19 protein-coding genes and 1 riboswitch are annotated in these 19,991 nt (G+C 37.0%); of the genes, 11 read left to right on the top strand and 8 right to left on the bottom strand.

Going from position 1 to position 19,991, the window contains the following annotated elements:
* Window positions 1-9: 9 nt before the first annotated feature.
* On the bottom strand, window positions 10-321 hold the full coding sequence (locus V7121_RS16240; RefSeq protein ID WP_335493574.1) for a HesB/YadR/YfhF family protein: 312 nt from the start codon (window positions 319-321) through the stop codon (window positions 10-12).
* 287 nt (window positions 322-608) lie between these two features.
* Here V7121_RS16240 and V7121_RS16235 point away from each other — a divergent pair, with 287 nt between their 5' ends.
* Window positions 609-866, top strand: coding sequence for a CGCGG family putative rSAM-modified RiPP protein (locus V7121_RS16235; protein ID WP_335493572.1), 258 nt, complete (start codon window positions 609-611; stop codon window positions 864-866).
* Between the two features lie 84 nt (window positions 867-950).
* Window positions 951-1,247, top strand: coding sequence for a hypothetical protein (locus V7121_RS16230; RefSeq protein ID WP_335493571.1), 297 nt, complete (start codon window positions 951-953; stop codon window positions 1,245-1,247).
* A gap of 69 nt (window positions 1,248-1,316) precedes the next feature.
* Here the strand turns inward: V7121_RS16230 and V7121_RS16225 are convergent, their stop codons facing one another.
* From V7121_RS16225 to V7121_RS16205, 5 genes are all read right to left on the bottom strand, one after another.
* The gene (locus V7121_RS16225) at window positions 1,317-1,502 is read right to left on the bottom strand and encodes a hypothetical protein (protein ID WP_335493569.1); all 186 of its coding nucleotides are present in this window, start codon (window positions 1,500-1,502) and stop codon (window positions 1,317-1,319) included.
* Window positions 1,503-1,617: 115 nt separating this feature from the next.
* Window positions 1,618-2,970 carry a hemolysin family protein gene (locus tag V7121_RS16220; RefSeq protein ID WP_335493567.1) on the bottom strand — a complete coding sequence of 451 codons (1,353 nt, stop codon included), beginning with the start codon at window positions 2,968-2,970 and terminating at the stop codon, window positions 1,618-1,620.
* A gap of 276 nt (window positions 2,971-3,246) precedes the next feature.
* Window positions 3,247-4,575 carry a hemolysin family protein gene (locus V7121_RS16215; protein WP_335493565.1) on the bottom strand — a complete coding sequence of 443 codons (1,329 nt, stop codon included), beginning with the start codon at window positions 4,573-4,575 and terminating at the stop codon, window positions 3,247-3,249.
* 125 nt (window positions 4,576-4,700) lie between these two features.
* On the bottom strand, window positions 4,701-5,276 hold the full coding sequence (locus tag V7121_RS16210; protein ID WP_335493563.1) for a GNAT family N-acetyltransferase: 576 nt from the start codon (window positions 5,274-5,276) through the stop codon (window positions 4,701-4,703).
* 123 nt (window positions 5,277-5,399) lie between these two features.
* The gene (locus tag V7121_RS16205; RefSeq protein ID WP_335493561.1) at window positions 5,400-6,539 is read right to left on the bottom strand and encodes a histidine kinase N-terminal domain-containing protein; all 1,140 of its coding nucleotides are present in this window, start codon (window positions 6,537-6,539) and stop codon (window positions 5,400-5,402) included.
* A 140-nt stretch (window positions 6,540-6,679) separates the two neighbouring features.
* Window positions 6,680-6,786, top strand: a riboswitch (TPP riboswitch).
* Between the two features lie 120 nt (window positions 6,787-6,906).
* Between V7121_RS16205 and thiT the strand changes: the two genes are divergently transcribed.
* From thiT to V7121_RS16165, 8 genes are all read left to right on the top strand, one after another.
* On the top strand, window positions 6,907-7,494 hold the full coding sequence (thiT, locus tag V7121_RS16200; RefSeq protein ID WP_335493560.1) for an energy-coupled thiamine transporter ThiT: 588 nt from the start codon (window positions 6,907-6,909) through the stop codon (window positions 7,492-7,494).
* Between the two features lie 162 nt (window positions 7,495-7,656).
* Entirely contained in the window at window positions 7,657-7,881 is a 225-nt protein-coding gene (locus tag V7121_RS16195; protein ID WP_335493559.1) for a FeoA family protein, read from the top strand.
* Window positions 7,881-9,884, top strand: coding sequence for a ferrous iron transport protein B (gene feoB / locus V7121_RS16190; RefSeq protein WP_335493558.1), 2,004 nt, complete (start codon window positions 7,881-7,883; stop codon window positions 9,882-9,884). Before V7121_RS16195 ends, feoB begins: the two co-directional genes overlap by 1 nt.
* 22 nt (window positions 9,885-9,906) lie before the next feature.
* Entirely contained in the window at window positions 9,907-10,062 is a 156-nt protein-coding gene (locus V7121_RS16185; RefSeq protein WP_335493557.1) for a FeoB-associated Cys-rich membrane protein, read from the top strand.
* A 112-nt stretch (window positions 10,063-10,174) separates the two neighbouring features.
* Window positions 10,175-10,630: a helix-turn-helix transcriptional regulator gene (locus tag V7121_RS16180; protein WP_335493556.1), complete on the top strand. Its 456-nt coding sequence runs from the start codon at window positions 10,175-10,177 to the stop codon at window positions 10,628-10,630.
* 152 nt (window positions 10,631-10,782) lie between these two features.
* On the top strand, window positions 10,783-12,828 hold the full coding sequence (locus V7121_RS16175; RefSeq protein ID WP_420490517.1) for a transglycosylase domain-containing protein: 2,046 nt from the start codon (window positions 10,783-10,785) through the stop codon (window positions 12,826-12,828).
* A 440-nt stretch (window positions 12,829-13,268) separates the two neighbouring features.
* Window positions 13,269-15,026, top strand: a complete 1,758-nt coding sequence (locus V7121_RS16170) for an ABC transporter ATP-binding protein (RefSeq protein WP_335493554.1) — start codon at window positions 13,269-13,271, stop codon at window positions 15,024-15,026.
* Window positions 15,023-17,038 (top strand): ABC transporter ATP-binding protein, encoded by a 2,016-nt coding sequence (locus tag V7121_RS16165; RefSeq protein ID WP_335493553.1) that lies wholly within the window; start codon window positions 15,023-15,025, stop codon window positions 17,036-17,038. Before V7121_RS16170 ends, V7121_RS16165 begins: the two co-directional genes overlap by 4 nt.
* Before the next feature lie 49 nt (window positions 17,039-17,087).
* On the opposite strand, the gene V7121_RS16160 is transcribed toward V7121_RS16165, so the two are convergent.
* Window positions 17,088-17,708, bottom strand: a complete 621-nt coding sequence (locus V7121_RS16160) for an NAD(P)-dependent oxidoreductase (RefSeq protein ID WP_335493552.1) — start codon at window positions 17,706-17,708, stop codon at window positions 17,088-17,090.
* A gap of 320 nt (window positions 17,709-18,028) precedes the next feature.
* Here V7121_RS16160 and fumC point away from each other — a divergent pair, with 320 nt between their 5' ends.
* On the top strand, window positions 18,029-19,411 hold the full coding sequence (gene fumC, locus V7121_RS16155) for a class II fumarate hydratase (protein ID WP_335493551.1): 1,383 nt from the start codon (window positions 18,029-18,031) through the stop codon (window positions 19,409-19,411).
* A gap of 75 nt (window positions 19,412-19,486) precedes the next feature.
* Here the strand turns inward: fumC and V7121_RS16150 are convergent, their stop codons facing one another.
* Window positions 19,487-19,690, bottom strand: a complete 204-nt coding sequence (locus V7121_RS16150) for an alpha/beta-type small acid-soluble spore protein (RefSeq protein WP_026566044.1) — start codon at window positions 19,688-19,690, stop codon at window positions 19,487-19,489.
* Between the last annotated feature and the right edge of the window lie 301 nt (window positions 19,691-19,991).

Genomic DNA, 19,991 nt, shown 5'->3' with positions numbered 1-19,991 from the left:
CATTTTAAGTTAACTTACAGCTGATCCTGTAAGATCTTTATAAGTGACCATAATTTCTTCCAAGCAAACATCCACAGTCAAGTTTGTTTCAGTATCTTCAAAGAACCAAACATCATTAGCTTCCACAAAAAAATTAATTCCATCAACCTCATGTGTATATCCAATATTAGCTGGTGTTTCAATCGAAAAGCCTAAACTATATCCTTTATGCATCTTGCCAAAACCATCATATTGAGGAAACATTCGAATACTAAAAGGTTTGTTAAATTCGAATTCTTTTGTAAACCAAGCAACAGCACTTTTGTCAATAGATACGAACATCTAAATGCACCAACCTTTTCCTATTGGGTAATTTCATAAGGATGGAATGGAAGCAGGTATACAACTGGATTGAATCCTTCCCATTTCCCTTATATTGAAAGAGTATAACTTTTAAACAGTTTTGCATGTGATTTTTTTCACGAACAAATCATCAGGGAAGGGAATGTTAAAAAGTGTTCAATAATTTTCCTTGTAACGTTCACTTGTGTGTATTTAATCACAATATTTATAAACCAAAATGGTTTTAATATAGATAACAAATAATAGCATTTTTATGGGGGCCATATATGGATAAAGATTGGACGAAGGATTTAGAGCATGATGAATATGAAATGAGTATAGATTTGATCATTACTGATGCACTTCAAGCGGTGGAAGAAACAAAAAAAGGCTGCTATGTAAATCTAGTGACTGCTGAGAGGTTTGGAAATCCGGTGAATTATTTACAGCCACTTTTAGAGGAATTGTACACGAATAATGTCAATATTAAATTCATCAATCAGTGTGGATGCGGGGGATATGTATTAAGAGTTTGGAAAATATAGGAACAAGGAAGTGTTGTTATATTGTAACATATGTATAGTGAAAATGGTGTTAAGATAAAAACAGGATGAAAAGGAGGTTTTACAATGGCGCAAGAATTCGATCAGCTAACAGATAATGTTAATGACATTAAAAGCTTATTTCATACATTAAACCAAACTTTAGAAAATATTGAAAAAAGACTAACCCGGCTTGAAAAGATGGATAGCATTGAGCATCGTGTCGAAGTAAACCAAATCGATCTTTCTGATATTAAGGAATCACTTCAACGGATTGAAGAAACACACAATAACGAAATTCAGCATATTAACCGACGCCTTGATTCACATTTAATTAAAATTGCAAAAATTGAAGAAGAAATGATTATATTCAAATCTAAATAATGCTTCCTAAAATCAAAAAGATCAGATTTATTGAAATCTGATCTCTTTTGTTCCAATTTTAGAAAACGCTTACAATTCTTTAAACAATGCTTTAACTCCTAGGTAAAGCAAAACTAAAGAGAATACTAAAATTGCAAGTGCTCCAACGATATGGAAAAATGATGACAGGCCAGCTAGGAAAGAAATTCCAGGCATGTGTACTAGGGCAAAGCCTGCTAAGATACAAGCCAAAAATAAATTTGCTAAACGATCCATATTCAATCCCTCCTTTGGGAATAGAATATGCGTACAGGGTGAGCATTGACTGGTTAAAAGTACTATAATGATATAAAAAAACCAGACTGGAGTACCCGTCTGGTTTAGTAACGTTTTAAGATAGCACCTCTGAATTGGATACTGCAACTTGTTGATTAATTGGATCTTCGTTATTGGCGTTTTTTGTAACTTCAATATATTTAATATGATGCTCTTCCATATCGAGTATTTTAAAGGAATATGTGTCATGAAGGAGGATATCTCCTTCCTTGGCTTCATAATTTTCGGTTAAGATCCATCCGCCAATCGTATCTACATCCTCATCATCAATTTCCACACCTAAAAGATCATTGACCTCGCTAACTAAAACCTTAGAGTCGATGATATAGTGGTTTTCCTTAATTTTACGAATCTCTGGAACTTCATCCATATCGAATTCATCCCGAATTTCTCCAACAATTTCTTCAAGAATATCTTCAACAGTAACTAATCCCGAAGTACCACCATATTCATCCATTAGAATCGCCATATGGACACGGTCTTTTTGCATTTTTACTAATAGGTCATGGATTGGAATCGTTTCTATTACTCTAATAATTGGTCGAGTATAGTTTTCCAGGGTTCGTTCGGCCAGTTTTTCATTACCGATTAAATCTGTCATAACTTCTTTTATATTGATAAGTCCGATTATATGATCCTTATCACCATCAATGATGGGGTACCGTGTAAACTTCTCCTCGCGTAATACCTGAAGAAAGGTTTCTAATGTATCGTCCTTAGATAAGGAAACAATTTCTGTCCTTGGCACCATAACTTCTTTGGCAATACGGTTATCGAATTCAAAGATTTTATTTACATACTTAAACTCTGATTGGTTAATTTCACCACTTTTGTAGCTTTCAGATAGGATAATTCGAAGTTCTTCCTCTGTATGGGCGATTTCATTTTCTGAAACAGGTTTCAGCCCAAAGAATTTTGTCGTAATTCGTGCTGAACCGTTTAGCAGCCAAATAACAGGATACATGACCTTATAAAAAAGAATAAGCGGGCGTGACATTACCAAAGTAATCCATTCCGCCTTTTGAATGGCCAATGTTTTTGGTGCAAGTTCACCTACGACAACGTGTAAAAAGGTAATAGCTGCAAACGCAAAGCCTACAGATAATACTTGGTTAAAGCTTTGAGGAATGTGCAAACCTTCAAATATTGGATGAAGCAGCTTTTCAAATGTCGATTCTCCAAGCCACCCTAAACCGAGGGCAGTAATGGTTATTCCCAACTGACAGGCAGAAAGGTATTCATCCAGATTAGAAATCACTCGTTTAGCTGTTACAGCACTCGAATTTCCATCTTCAATTAACTGATCAATTCTGGAGCTCCTAACTCGGATAATAGCAAATTCTGAAGCAACAAAAAAAGCAGTTAACGCAATTAAAATGGCTATAATAACCAAGTTAAATATGTCCAAATAAGTTCCCTTATCCCGTTTTTAGACAGGTAAGGAGTCACCTCCTAGTTTAATAAAAAAATCAGCTCTTATTTTCTAGTTTTCTGTTAATCTCGTCTAATGGTCATATACCACCTCGGGCAAATATATAAATTAACAATAATTATAAAGAATTTGAACTATACAGTCAAACGTTCTAGTTAGTATATTGGTTGATAACTATATTTTATGGGAAAAGATAGTGAATATGATTAAACAAGACTAAATATTACAAATATTTAGCGAAAAAAGCAACTCCTATTCAGGAGCCGCTTCTTCTTCTTTTTCCTTTGTTTTAACTTTACTCACTTCAATGTAAAGGATATGATGGCCTTCAATCTCCTTTATTTGAAATACAAAACCGTTGTTTTCAATTGTATCCCCTTTATGTACATCGAACTTTTGTGTTAAAAACCAGCCGCCAATCGTGTCGACATCCTCTTCAGCGAGTGTGGTTCCTAGCAGGTCATTTACTTCACTAATTAGAACCTTCCCATCTAAAATAAAATGGCCATCCGCTTTTTTTTGTATAAGAGGGAGTTCATCCAGGTCAAATTCATCCCTTATTTCCCCAACAATTTCTTCGAGAATGTCTTCAACTGTAACAATTCCTGCAGTCCCGCCATATTCATCAGATAAGACGGCCATATGTGAACGGTTCTTTTGTAATTTGACCAGAAGTTCCTGAATCGGTATTGTTTCAATTACATGAATGACTGGCTTTAAATAGGGTAGCAGCGGTCGTTCCCCAGTACATTTTTGCTGAATACAATCGGTTAAAACTTCCTTAATATTAACAACCCCTAAAATATTATCCTTGTCTCCATCAATGAGGGGATATCTTGTATATTTTTCTTCCTTAACGATTTCAATAATCTCATCCATAGAGGCATCTCTGGAAAGAGTGACAAGTTCAGTTCTTGGTACCATAATTTCTTTTGCAATCCGATTATCAAACTCAAATATTCGATTCATATATCGATACTCAGATTGATTAATCTCTCCGCTTTCATAACTTTGTGAAAGAATTAACCTTAATTCTTCCTCCGAAAGGACGATATCGTTCTCGGATGCCGGTTGTATTCCAAATAGCCCAGTAACAAACCTTGCCGACCGATTAAGGATCCAAATAAATGGATACATCAATTTATAAAAAAAGATGAGTGGGCGGGAAATAAACAAGAGAATTTCTTCTGCCTTCTGAATGGCAATCGTTTTCGGTGATAATTCTCCGATCACGACATGGAAATAAGTTATTATAATAAAAGCTATAATAAACGAGATAATGTGCTTTAGAGATAGAGGGATATGAATCCAATCAAAAATGGGATCCAGTAGCTCTCGAATCGTTGGCTCGCCAAGCCACCCCAAAATTAACGAGATAATTGTTATCCCTACCTGTGTAGCAGATAAATAGCCATCCAAATTAGAAATAACCTTTTTGGCTGCTTCCGCTTTTGGATTTCCTTCAGATAGTAATTGGTCAATTCTTGTGGTACGAACCTTTACCATCGCGAATTCTGAAGCGACAAATAGGGAAGTAAAAGCTATTAGGATAATAATAATGACTACATTCATCCAAATCATCTATCACCTTACAAATGGTAAGGTATTCCACCTCGCTTATGTTGTACTAAATTCATTATTTCAAAAAAAAAATCTATTAGCAAATCGGCATAAAAAAATGCTGCCCATATGGCAGCAGAAGAGAACTAGGATGTTAGGTTTGTATCAAAATAAGGGATCCTTTTATTCCAATCACGGGCAAGCATACTATAAATAAAAAGGTCATGAAAGCGTCCATATAATTGTTCGCCATCTCTAATAATCCCTTCCTTAATAAAGCCGAGTCTCTCAGGAATTGCGCGGCTTTTTTTATTTTTGATCCCACAGCGAATTTCCACACGGTTTAAACCCAAATGGAAAAAGGCATAGTTGAGCAGGGATTTTACTGAACGAGTTATAATCCCATGACCTTCAGCCCCCTTTGAAAGATAATAACCGATACTTGTCATACGGTTGTGCCAATCAATCTGATGCAGCCCTATGGAACCGACAAGTTCATCCTTGTAAAGGATTCCCACGTTTAATCCGCTATTTTCTGCAAATTGGGATAGCCAAATTGGTATGATGGATTCAAACTGATATGGGGAGGTCATGCTATCTACCCAAGGCATCCATTCACGCAGATGTTCCCGGTTTGATTCAACCAACTGATATAGACTTCGGGCATGATGCTGCTGAAATAACTGAAGCTCAATTTCATTATCAACTTTTAATGTAAACATAGGTCTAATCTCCTGATGAAAATTTTTAGTTCATCATATGCAAACGTGTACTTTGGGGGGAGGAGTATCTGTAAATAAATAAAAAAATCCCTGCTTTAATTAAAGCGGGATTTACTCCTCAAGCTATGAATTTGTAGGGATTACGTCTGCGATAGGTAGGAGAATCGAAAATGTAGTTTTATCAGGAGCAGAAACACAGTCTAAATTTCCTTTATGCTTTTCAATTATCTCTTTACACACAAATAAGCCAAGACCCGTACCAAGTTTTTTAGTAGTAAAAAATGGCTCAAAAATTGATTTTCTTAATTCAGCAGGAATCTCAGGTCCATTGTTGGAAATATTAACTACTATGGATTGACTTTCCAGACTGCTATTAATCTCGATTGTTGGATTTGGATTCCTATCATGGGTCAATACATCAATGGCATTAAAGATGATATTAATAAATACTTGCCTAATTTCATCTGCATAGCCATTCAGAGTAATATCTTCATTTAATACTTTTCTTATTTTTACCTTTCCGTCAAGAATACTCGGATAAAGGAAATTTAGTACTTCCTCCACTAATTTATTTAAATTAAAATTATCTTTTTCTTTACCAATTAGCTCTTTCTTTGACAGGAGGAGGAATTGTGAGATACGGAAATTAAGCTGGTCCAATTCACTTGAAATAATATCTAAATATTTCATATCAGGATAATCAGCTTTCAATAATTGAATAAATCCTTGTACAGAGGTTAGTGGATTTCTGAACTCATGGATAAAGCTTGATGTCATTTGACCAAGTAATGTCAATCGGTCTTGATGAGTAGAATCAATGTGCATGGTTTTTTCTTCAATAATCTTGTTTTTTGCTTCAGAGTAATTTGAAACAGCAAAATATAAAAATTTATCGAAGCAAAAATTGATTCTGTTTAATGCTTCTTGCATATCTGACCAGGGGATCCCAGTTTTACTTAACTGGCTGTATAAAACGGTTCTGCCCAGATTAACATTATAAACAAAATCTCCAAGGTTAATATCAGCCAAAACTCGTTCTTCAGAAACTTCGATGGCGAGTTTCTCAATTATGTCAATGACCTCTTGATTTTTCATTTTATGCATATTTAGTAAAACTTCAAGTAATGACTCTCCGTTTTCATGAATTTTTAACTTAAAAGGATCTGCTTTAGTGGTAACAATGGCATTTTCCCATTCTTGAATTAATGTTTGTTTATTTCTATTAAAAAAATCTATTAAATCTGTTTGGTTTTCCGTGAACATGCCGTTTTCCCCCTATGATAATGACAAAGAAATGCTTACATTGTTTATTCGCTTAAAAAAAAGAAAATCCTTCTTAATTTTTGTTTTTCCTTGTATATGTCGTCAAAGAAGAGTATATTTTCTTTATGGAATCAATTGAATACTTCCACAGGGGGAGCTGCTTTTTTGCGGCTGAGAGTGAACGTTATGTTCTGACCCTATGAACCTGTTAGTTAACACTAGCGTAGGGATGTGGTTTGCCGGATATTAAAGCAATGCAGACAATCCTTATCGTCGTGCATTGCTTTTTTTGCGTTTCCATTTGTGGCACATCTTCTAATCGGAAGAAATCAAACGGGACCATATAGATTATAAGGGGGGAACGTTGGTGAATCAAAAAAGAAGCAGCACATTATTTATCGCTGAGGTAGCCGTTTTTACTGCTCTAGCTTATTTATTGGATTTCGCAGCAGGAATATTATCTTTAAAAATATGGCCACAGGGAGGGTCCGTATCTATCGCTATGGTTCCTATCTTTTTAATGGCTTATCGCTGGGGAATAAAAGGGGGCGTGTTAACAGGATTTTTACTAGGGCTATTGCAATTTATCCTTGGATTCTCACAAATATATACACTTGTTCAAGGATTTATTGATTATTTTGTTGCCTTTTCAGTGGTAGGTTTAGCCGGTGTGTTTGCCTACCTAGTGAAGAATTCTTTATCAAAAGGTGAAAAAGGAAAGTGGATGACCTATGTGATAATGGGAGCCTTCCTAGGGAGTGTCTTAAGGTATCTTTGTCATGTGGTATCTGGAATCGTGTTCTTTGGAGAGTATGCCCCAAAGGGACAGCCAGTGGCTATCTACTCACTGCTATATAATGGGACATATATGCTTCCTAGCTTCATCATCAGTGCAATTATTATTATTCTTGTTATTAGTGCTGTACCGAATAGATTATTTTTACAAAAAAATTAATAAAGCAAGTGAAACGGAAAAGTGTAAAATCGCTTTTCCTTTTTTAATTAAAAACTTTTCGAACTTTTGTCAAATTTATAATACTTATTACCTCTAAAAAAGTGTTAGAATGACAATATATAAAGATAATCATTCTCAATTAACATAGATAGGGTGATATACATGTTCGAATTGTTAAAAGCAGGAGGTAAGGGTAAAATTGTCAACATTTCCCAAGTTGGCCACCTAGTACAAAGAAGGTTACTTGACTTAGGAATCACAGAAGGCTCAGAGGTATGTGTGAAGTGTGTTATGCCGTTTGGCGGGCCTGTAATGATTGAATCCTGTGGGCAGTGTGTCGGAATCCGCCGCAGGGAAGCAGTTCAGATTGAAGTGGAGAGAATATAATGGAAATCGCTCTTATTGGAAATCCCAATACAGGGAAAACATCATTGTTTAATAATCTAACAGGTTCATATGAGTATGTTGGGAACTGGAGCGGCGTAACGGTTGAAAAGAAAGTCGGCGTTTTCAAAAACAATATTGGCCATTTAATTGATTTACCTGGTGTGTATACATTGAATCCACTGTCAAAGGATGAAGGGGTTGTAACATCCTTCTTTTTAAATGAATCCGTCGATCGTCTCTTGAATATATTAGATGCTTCTCAATTGGAACGTAATTTACATTTGACTTTGCAATTACTAGAGTTTGAGAAGCCTGCACTTATTGGGCTCAATATGATTGATGTAGCTAATAAGCGCGGGATTCAAATAGATGCCGTTAAGTTATCGGAGGTTCTTGGCGTACCAGTTGTTCCGGTTGTAGCAAGAAACGGAAAGGGCTGTGATAAGTTAGTAGATGTTATCTCAACAAAATCAATTCAGCCTGCTAAAAAGAATCTAGTTTACTATGGCAAAGAGGTTGAGGAAGCAATACTAACATTAGCTGGTGAGATAAATGGAAAAACTGACCTTTCTGCGCGCTTTCTTGCAATTCAATACTTTGAAGGAAATGAATATGTTCGGAACTATCTAAACACAAAAGTAAATCAACAAAAGCTTAATACTTTAACGGAAAACTTAAAATTGAAATTAGAGAAGCAATTTGGCGTTAAATCATTACCAAACTTTATTTATCAACAAAGAAAAGTAGTAATTGAGAAAATCGTCGATGAGGTTGCTTTGAAAAGTAACTCGGATATTCCCCTCTCTGAAAAAATTGACAGTATAGTGACCAATCGATTTCTAGGCATGCCAATCTTCTTGCTTCTAATGTATTTCATGTTTATGCTCACTTTTGATTGGCTCGGAACACCACTATCGGATATTTTAGACGGTTTCTTAACCGGACCGATTACTGTTGGATTTGAATGGTTTTTAAGTGCCATCCATGCTTCGGATTTTATACATGCGTTAATAATTGAGGGATTAGTCGCTGGGGTAGGCGGCGTACTCGTATTTGTCCCGCAAATTTTTATTCTATTTTTCTTTATTTCTTTATTAGAGGATTCTGGATATATGGCCCGTGTTGCATTAGTAATGGACCGAATTATGGAATCAGTTGGATTAAATGGGAAGGCGTTTATCCCCATGATGATTGGATTTGGCTGCAATGTACCAGGAATCATGGCGGCTCGGACAATAGAGACTCCCAGGGAGCGGCTGGTAACGATTTTACTTACTCCGTTAATGTCCTGTTCCGCTCGTTTGCCAGTTTATGCGTTATTTGTTGGTGCTTTTTTTGCAGGGAATAAGGCATTTGTAGTCCTCAGCCTATATGTACTTGGTATAGTAGTTGCACTAGTGTTAGCCAAAGTCTTTTCGTCGACTCTACTAAAATCGGAAACTTCATTATTTGTTATCGAACTGCCACCTTATAGGCTCCCACAATTTCAATCTCTCTGGAGGAGTACTTGGGATAAAGGGAAAGGGTTTGTTAGAAAAGCAGGAACATTTATTTTTGCAGGTTCTGTCTTTATCTGGCTTTTATCTTATGCCGGTCCCAACGGTTTAAAGGTTGACATGGATCATAGTTATTTAGCATCGATTGGAAATGTAATTGCCCCAATATTTGATCCAATTGGATTTGGAACATGGCAAGCATCTGCATCGTTAATTACCGGATTCTTAGCAAAAGAAGCCATTATTTCTACGATGAACATTATCTACTTTGTCCCAAATGATGCAAGTTTACAGGGGTTATTGGCTGACTATTATACTCCGCTTGCTGCCTATAGTTTCATGGTGTTCATTTTATTATACATTCCATGCTTGGCAACCGTAGCAACAATCTATAAAGAAACGAATTCAAAGAAGTGGACAGCTTTTTCGATGATTTATGCGTTTGCAATTGCTTATATTCTTTCATTGATTATTTATCAAGGCGGCAAATTGTTTGGACTTGTTTAATTCTAAATTGAGGTGAAGCGAAATGATTGCCAATATTTTAATAGGGGCTGCTATTTTTGGTTACGCGACATGGGCTTTAGTGAGGTTTATTAATAAATCGAAAAAGGGAAAATGCGGGGCATGTGATTTGAAAAATTCATGTTCGAGCAATTGCAGCACACCTACCAAATTACCTTAACTTTTTTTATTCTGCTATCTATTAAGGTAGCAGTTTTTTTGTTGCTAGGATTTGAATGATTTGGCAAACTAGTGTAAAATTACACTAGTTGTAAGTGAAGGAAGGGCTTAATGTGACCAGGGATGAAATTATAATGCAGGTTTCTGATAAGCTTCGCCTAATACGGACAGAAGTCAGCTATACGCAAGATAAAATGGCAGATATTATAGGAGTTTCGAAGAAAACACTAGTTCAAATTGAGAAAGGCAGGGTTCTTGCCAACTGGTCTACCGTGGTATCAATTTGTGCACTTTTTCGTGAAACGGAAACTGTCCAATTTTTATTTGGAAATGAACCTCTCGAGGTGTTAGAAACGGTAGCACGAGAAGGCATAGATATTCGAAAGTCAAAGACATTTGGCGGGAGGATTTGGTGGAGAGTGGTCTCCAAGAAAAACGGATATATTCTGCAACAAAATATTCTTAGTAAGCATTATCGGATATTGGATGAAGAAAATTATCGAATCTTTAGCAGTATTGATGAAAAGCTAGCTAAACAACGGTTTAAAGAATTGGCTAAAAATGAATAATTATGTGGAAAAGATGGGGGTTCCGCCCATCTTTTTTCATTTTTATGGAATACTAATGGTGCATAAACTTCTATGATTGACCGTCCAAAAAACGAAATCGAAAGTTATGCTGTTTTAGATTACAAACAAAGGATGTTTTTCATTTGCTCTCTATAGATAAACTAGTGTCCATCTTTAGAAATTGGAAAAAGTGGCATTTAATTCAGGTTTTAGTGCTTTCTATATTAATTATCATCCTAAGTTTCTTCGGACTTCTTTATTATTTTTCCAAGGATGCGGATATATCAGGACTTAAAAGTGAACTGCCTCAAGCAACCGTTTTTTATGATATGAACGATGAAGTGGCTAGTAAAGTGTCTGCCAACAAAAATGAAGGTGTTTCCATTAAGGAAGTTCCTGATTCCATGAAAAACGCCATCGTTTCGATTGAGGATCATCGATTTTATCAACATAGCGGCGTCGATCTGATTGGAACATCAAGGGCACTAATCCGTGACTTAAAAGCCGGGGGAATGGTTGAGGGAGGAAGCACCATTACTCAGCAATTGACAAAGAATACTCTACTTACCTCACAAAAAACATTAAATCGAAAGATGCAGGAAGTATTTTTAGCACTCCAGATTGAACGTGAGTATTCAAAACTGGAAATTTTGCAAATGTATTTGAACCAAATCTATTTCGGAAATGGTGCATGGGGAATTAAAACGGCTTCCAGTAAATACTTTGCCAAGGATGTAAAAGACTTATCAATTAGTGAATCTGCTTTACTTGCTGGGTTAATTAAAGCTCCCTCTGCTCTTAATCCGTATGAACATATGGAAAAGGCGCTTAAAAGGAGAAATTTAGTATTAGCACAAATGAAGAAACAAGGATATATTTCAGAAAATCAGTACCAAAAAGCCAGTCATGAAAAAGTGGTGTTAAATGATCGGGGCGGTGACCCGTTCCGAGGGAAGTTTCCATACTATGTTGATCAAGTTTTAGATGAGGCAATCAACATCTATGGATTATCACAGGATGAATTGCTCACTGGCGGCTATCAAATTTTTACTGAACTTAATCCAGAGATGCAATCTGCCATGGAAGAGAAGTATAGAGACGATTCTCTATTTCAAGAAGGGAAAGATCGGCTCGTTCAAAGCGGTGGTGTTTTAATCGATCCAAAAACAGGCGGAATCAAGGCGATTGTAGGCGGAAGGGGAAAACACACATTTAGAGGTTATAATCGCGCCTCGCAATTGGAGGCGCAGCCAGGATCTTCCTTTAAGCCATTAGCGGTTTATACACCTGCACTAGAAGAGGGTTGGAAGATAAGTGATATGTTAAAAGATGAACCGATGACCTTTGGGGATTATCAACCTAGTAATTACGATTTTCAATATGAGGGTCAAATTCCTATGTATGAAGCAGTGAAAGAATCAAAAAACGTTTCTGCGGTATGGCTTTTAAATGAGCTTGGAATCGAAAAAGGATTAAATTCAATTAAGCGTTTCGGAATTTCACTGAACAAAAATGACCGTAATTTATCTCTTGCCCTTGGTGGTTTGCATAAAGGAGTCTCTCCTATGAACATGGCGGAGGCCTTTTCGGTCTTTCCTAATAACGGGGTAAGAATGAAGGCACATGCAATTAAGAAAATTGTTGATGCTGACGGAAAGGTTGTTGCGGTCTGGAAAGCAAAAAAAGTGAGAGTTACAACTAAAGCCGTAACAGATAATATGACGACCATGCTTCTTGGTGTAGTTGAACAAGGTACAGGCAGTGCTGCTCAAATCCCCGGACGAGAAACAGCAGGCAAAACGGGATCAACCCAGGTTCCGATAAAAGGCATAAACGGCTTAAAGGATCAATGGTTTGTTGGCTATACACCACAACTAGTCGGGGCTATTTGGTTAGGCTACGATAAAACAGATGCGGAGCATTATATAACTCCTGTAAGTAATAAAGGGGCGGCAGTAGTGTTTAGGGAAGTAATGTCAAAAGCATTATCCAATGAGCCTGCCCAAAGCTTTAATGTCCCACATATTGCCACATTGATTGAACAACAAAAACAGGAAGAGGCTACTAAGAAACGTTTTAATTTTCTAGGAGACTTTAATAATGAGGTTCAAAAGTGGGAAGAGAAATGGAATAAACAAAAGGAAAAGTGGCAAAGGAAGTGGAAAAACAAAGGAAATGGACATAACAATGGGCATTAATGCAATGTAATATAAGTGTCGATGCCACTCAGAAACAATTCTGAAAAATGGGAATTGACTTTTAAAATAACTGGTGTTAATCTAACAAAGGAAGAAATATTAGGAAAGGGAGGGTTACAAAATGAAGAGATTCAATCAATTGTTTAAACTAGCTGAATATTTGAATGTAACCTGTCCTAAAATTTTTAGTTGATTTTTTCAATCTATAAATTGATATATGACAAAAACACAGGTTATGTTCGCCTTTTGAAACGTAACGTGTGTTTTTTTGTCCCTTCTTTTAAAAGGAGGCATACTGCACTACTGCGGTATGCCTTTTTTTATAGTTTCAAATAACTTAAGGGAGGAAAAAACGATGAGAAATTTGGAGGGATCCTGGAGGGGAAAGACAACTGGAGCGCTAGAGGGTGGATAGTAACACATAAGGGGGGACATTAGTTATGTTTGCGGTTTTAAAAAAATTAAGTTGGTTCTTTAGAGAAAATTGGCAGCGTTATGTCATCGCAATCACCCTGTTAATTTTAGTAGGAATTTTAGAAGTCATGCCGCCTAAATTAATAGGAATGGCAATTGATGATATTCATGTGGGCAGTATTAATAAAGAAAAAATAATCCACTACCTTGCCATTCTTATAGCAATTATGGTGTTATCCTATGCGATCACCTATGTCTGGATGTTTCGCTTGTTTGGAGGAGCTTTCCTTGTTGAAAGGAAACTTAGGTCACGATTTGTCACCCACTTATTAAAAATGACGCCAGTTTTTTATGAAAAAAACCGGACGGGGGATTTAATGGCACGCGCCACTAATGATTTAAAAGCCATTTCCGTTACAGCTGGTTTTGGAATACTCACACTTGTCGATTCAAGTGTTTGGATGTTGACATTACTGTTGACGATGGGGATTTTTATTAGCTGGCAGCTAACGTTAGCGGCGATTATTCCGCTCCCATTTATGGCTATTTTGATGAAAATTTACGGAAAAAGAATTCATACTCGCTTCATGGAAGCCCAGGATGCCTTTGGTGAACTAAATGATAGAGTCCTTGAGTCAGTTGCAGGAGTAAGGGTTGTTCGTGCCTTTGTTCAAGAAGCAGCTGATAGTAATCGCTTTCATCAGCTCACAGAAGATGTCTACAATAAGAATATTAAGGTTGCAAAAATTGACGCTCTGTTCGACCCTACGATTAAGGTACTTGTCGGCATTAGCTACCTTATTGGACTCGGTTATGGAGCCTATTTAGTTTTTCATCAATCAATCACATTGGGTAATCTTGTTTCATTTAATGTGTATTTAGGGATGTTGATTTGGCCAATGTTCGCGATTGGCGAGTTAATCAATGTGATGCAAAGAGGGAATGCCTCACTCGACCGTGTAAACGAAACACTTGGCTATAAGGAAGAAGTGATCAATCCATTTGAACCGGTTTCAATTGAACTTGCTGAGCGTATTGATTATCAAAAGGTAACCTTTCGTTATCCCTCTTCTACAAACAATAATCTTGAAAATGTGGATGTTACTCTCCTACAGGGTCAGACCTTAGGTATTGTTGGGAAAACTGGCTCAGGAAAGACTACTTTTATTAAGCAATTATTAAGACAATATCCACTTGGTGATGGAGAGATAGCTATTTCAGGGATACCAATAGAGAAACAATCCTTACATCAAGTTCGCAACTGGCTCGGTTATGTGCCACAAGACCATGTGCTATTTTCCCGAAGTGTGAGGGATAATATCATCTTTGGCAGAAAGGATGCGAGTGAGGAAGATATAGAAGAGGCGATTGAATTAGCTGCGTTTCGTAAAGATTTAGATCAACTTCCTGAGGGATTAAATACGCTCGTTGGTGAGAAAGGGGTTGCCTTATCAGGGGGACAAAAACAACGGATTTCAATTGCTCGGGCACTTATCAAAAATCCAGAGATCCTTATACTTGATGATTCCTTATCCGCAGTAGATGCGAAAACAGAAAAACAAATTATTGATAATATCAGAGAGGTAAGAAATGAAAAGACTACAATTATTACTGCTCATCGAATGTCAGCTGTCCAGCATGCTGATCATATTATTGTTTTAGATGAAGGCAGAATTGTTGAAGAAGGGACACATGAGCAGCTTCTCAAACATGATGGATGGTATAGAGAACAATTTATCCGCCAGCAGATTGCCGGGAAGATAGAGGATGGGGTGCAAGCATGACTACAGGGAAAAGATTAGCAAGATACGCCTTTGCTTATAAAAAAATTATTATCGCCGCATTGATCATGCTAACCATTTCTGTCGTAACCGATCTTGCTGGACCATTTATTGCTAAAAATATAATTGATCAGCATATATTAGGGATTGAATCTGTTTGGTATGAAACAACAAGTGGTAGCAAAGCTGTAAATTATAAAGGTGAATTTTACAAGCGGGCAAAGTATTTCGGTAGTAAAGAACAAAAGGGGAACTCAATTCGGATTTTACAAGTCGGATCCAAGTTTGTTTTCATCGAACAAAAACTTGAATTTGATGGGAAGCGAACCTTAAAAGAAGGAACATTAGTGATAAAAAATGGGAAGCGAACGGCTCAATACCAGGCGAAAATCCTTAAGGGTTCAGAAATAGTAAGCTTTTACCAGCCAGAAATCCCAGCAATCGTTCAACTATTGGCCATTTATTTTGGACTCTTGGTAGTTTCGGCAATTTTTCAGTATGGTGAACGCTTTTTATTGCAAAAATCAGCCAACCGCATTATTCAAAAGATGCGTGAGGATGTGTATGGACAGATCCAACGTCTGCCAATTAATTACTTTGATAACCTGCCTGCCGGTAAGGTAGTAGCAAGAATTACGAACGATACGGAGGCAATCCGTGAGTTATACGTTACAGTTCTTGCTACCTTTTTTACCAGTTCGATTTATATTACGGGTATATATGTGGCTTTATTTATTTTAAATGCAAAGCTTGCAGCGATTTGTTTAGTATTATTGCCGATATTGTATGCTTGGATGTTAATTTATCGTAGATATGCTTCTAAATACAACCGAGTAATCCGGTCCAGGAATAGCGAAATTAATGCAATGATTAATGAGTCCATCCAAGGGATGAGTATTATTCAGGCATTCAGTCGTGAAAAAGAAACTCAGGCAGATTTTGAAAAACTAAACCATGAGCATTTTACGTATCAGAATAAACTGTTAAGCTTAAATGCGCTCACCTCTCATAACTTAGTTGGAATCTTAAGGAATCTTGTTTTTGTGGCATTCATTTGGTATTTCGGTGGTCAGGCACTAAATAATACGACCATTCTTTCACTAGGAATGCTGTATGCCTTTGTTGATTATATTAACCGGCTTTTTCAACCGGTACAGGGGATTGTCAATCAATTGGCAAATTTAGAGCTTGCTTTAGTTGCGGGGGAACGTGTATTTAAACTTATGGATGAGCCAGGGGAAAATGTTAGCAGAGAGCGAATTCCTCGTTTTAAAGGAAATGTATCGTTTGAGGATGTTTCATTTGGATATAAAGAGGGAGAGTATGTCTTGAAGAATATTCACTTTGAGGCGAAACAGGGTGAAACAGTTGCTCTAGTTGGTCATACCGGATCTGGAAAAAGTTCGATTATGAATTTACTTTTCCGCTTTTATGATTGCCAAAAGGGCAAAATTACAATTGATGGTAAAGATATTGAAATGATACCTCGTCAATCCATTCGAAATCACATGGGCATTGTACTGCAGGATCCTTATTTATTTACCGGTACGATTGCTTCTAATGTAAGTCTTAATGACCCTGGAATTTCTATAGAAAAGGTCGAGAAGGCATTGAAGGATGTTGGGGCTGAAAAAGTTTTTAAGAACTTGGAAAATGGCTATGATGAGCCAGTACTTGAGAAAGGAAGTACACTGTCGAGTGGGCAGAGGCAGTTAATTTCCTTTGCACGTGCACTAGCATTTAATCCAGCAATTTTGATTTTGGATGAAGCTACCTCTAGTATTGATACAGAGACCGAGGCGTTGATTCAACAGGCAATGGAAGTTTTGAAGAAGGGGAGAACTACATTTATCATTGCCCACCGGTTATCAACCATCCGAAATGCCGACCAAATTATTGTATTGGATCGAGGAATGATTGTTGAAAAGGGAACCCATGCTGAATTAATGATGCAAAAAGGAAAATATTATCAAATGTATCAGCTCCAGCAGGGCAGCACAGATTTAGCAGGATAGAAAAAGCAGACCCCTTAACATAACATAACTTGTTATCGGGTCTGCTTATTTAATACGTCAATCCTACACGAGAACCAATAAATTGATTGCTAAACAGTTGTTCAAAAGCAAAATCCGCCGTATCGTAAATAGAGATAGAAGAAGGGTGATCAGGTAGAAAGTCTTTCTCGTACCTGTAATGTCCTATTCTTTCTCCGATGGGCAAGTAGGTCGGACATACAACAGTCCAATCGAGCCCAGAATCTTTTAATAATAAATAGGCCCGTAAATGTTCCTCAGCATCTCGTGTGCTTTTCCGTTTAGATTCTGATGATTGAAAACGATACAAATGCGGTGCAGAACGTGCTTTCAGTATCCCTGCTGTTCCTATCGTAATAATACGTTGTATTCCATGTTCTTTCATATGTTTAATGATAAAGGGCATGGATTCAGATAGTGTGGTGGTACCTGCTGTATTTAGTGCACTAATCACTGCATCAGCACCCGTTAAGGTCCTCGCAATGTCCTTTTCATTTAGAACGTTACCTTCGTTCACTAGAAGACCAGCTGATTGTATGTTTAGTTTCTGGCTATCTCTGACCAGGACTTGAACGGTATGTTGCTTAGATAACGCGTTTTCTAAAATAATTGTGCCAACTCTGCCCGTGGCTCCGAAAAGGCAAATATTCACAAAAAATTCACCTCTTAGTCAATAAAGTGTAATATTCATCACTTGCAATACCTTGCTCTTGTGATATTTTAAAAATGTTTAAGCATTTACAAAATACAGGGGTGGGATGTATATGTCAGAGTATTCAGTTGTACTAATGATCGGTAGTTTTTTAATCCTTTCTTATTATATCGGATATACAATCATTAAACATTAAAACATGAACTGCAGACAAGAGTCTGCAGTTTTTTTTATGGATTTTAACTTTTAATATTTTAATAAAATGGATGGAATTGGGTATATATATGGAAGTATACGAAATGGTGAGGTGAGGATATCAAGTGGAGAATTACCGGATCGAAAAAGATACGCTTGGTGAGGTGCGTGTACCTGCTGATAAATATTGGGGTGCACAAACACAACGGAGCAAGGAAAACTTTAAAATTGGCTCAGAAAAGATGCCCCTGGAACTAATTTATGGTTTGGTTTTTATTAAAAAGGCAGCAGCCATCATCAATTACCAATTAGGAAGTCTTAGTGAAAGTAAAGTGCAAGCCATTCAAAAAGTATGTGATTCTATCCATAATGGTGAAATGGATGATCAATTCCCTTTAGTCGTCTGGCAGACAGGCAGCGGGACTCAAACCAACATGAATGTAAATGAAGTGATTGCCAATCGGGCAAATGAATATCTAAACGTTCAAGGAAAAACACAAGAAAAAATTCATCCCAATGACGATGTTAATAAGTCGCAGAGCTCCAACGATACCTTTCCAACTGCTATGCATATTGCAGCCTATAAAAAAATAGTAGAAGAACTCCTGCCGGCCATAGCAGAACTCAAGAATACCTTGCTTGAAAAGGAAAAAGATTTTTCAAACATTATTAAAATTGGAAGAACGCATTTGCAGGATGCAACACCACTAACGCTCGGACAAGAAATCAGTGGTTGGCGGGCTATGCTTGAAAAATGTGAAAAAATGATAACAGTAGCCAGTAAAAGTCTGTTGGATTTGGCGATAGGAGGGACCGCGGTTGGGACAGGGATCAATGCCCCATCGCAGTTTGGTAACAAAGTCGCTGAGCAGATTTCCACATTAACAGGGTACCCATTTCATTCTTCAGAGAATAAATTCCATGCATTAACTAGTCACGATGAGATTGTTTATGTTCATGGTGCACTAAAAGCCTTGGCAGCTGATCTAATGAAAATAGCTAATGATGTCCGTTGGCTAGCAAGTGGTCCGCGTAGTGGAATTGGAGAAATTATCATACCAGTGAATGAGCCGGGGAGTTCGATTATGCCAGGTAAGGTTAATCCAACCCAAAGTGAAGCATTGACAATGATCACGTGTCAGGTTTATGGAAATGACACTGCTATTGCTTTTGCTGCAAGTCAAGGAAATTTCGAGCTAAATGTGTTTAAACCAGTGATTATCCAAAATTTTATTCAATCGGTCCAACTTCTTACAGATGGGATTAGGTCTTTTAATAAAAATTGTGCGATGGGGCTTCAGGCAAATGAGGAAATAATTAAGAAACACTTGAACCAATCTTTAATGCTAGTTACAGTATTAAATCCTCATATCGGTTACGAAAAGGCAGCAGAAATTGCTAAATTGGCATTTAAAGAAAATTGCTCGCTAAGGGAAGCCGCCATAAAAACAGGTTACGTTACTGAAGATCAATTTTCAAAATGGGTTATGCCTGAATTTATGATTTAACAAATGAAAGCCCCTTCCGATAAGGAAGGGGCTAAGCCAAAATATTTATTTGTATTTACTATGTTTTACCAAATATTAGCGTTGGAATCCGCCAAGTTGAGATTCAGCCATTGCTACAAGACGCTTTGTAATTTCTCCACCAACAGAACCGTTGGCACGTGAAGTAGTGTCTGCACCAAGATTTACACCAAATTCTGAAGCGATTTCATACTTCATTTGACTAAGAGCTTGCTCGACACCTGGTACTAAAAGTTGATTAGAGTTGTTGTTACTTGCCATAGTTGAATAACACTCCTCTTAATAAGTTTGGGGTCAGTATGGAGTTGAACCATAATGGAGATTAAACCATTGCCGCCTTGGCCTAACCCATATTATCAATGTTACTTTTGATAAATAATTTTACAAATTGGAGATCCATTCATTTAACTTTGGTTTGGCTGGATGAGTCGGACTTGCACCGGCAATTACCCTGTTTGGTTTCATCCATCGTGTGTAATGGTTGCTTGCTTTGTAATACTTATTATGATTAAAACGGACAGACTTATTCGAGAATTTAATTAGTAATTTATTCCACTACATA

Source organism: Neobacillus drentensis, from assembly GCF_036962125.1.
GTDB lineage: Bacteria > Bacillota > Bacilli > Bacillales > Cytobacillaceae > Neobacillus > Neobacillus drentensis_B.
Note: the sequence above shows the minus strand (reverse complement) of the source record. Positions and strands in the feature narration are given on the sequence as shown.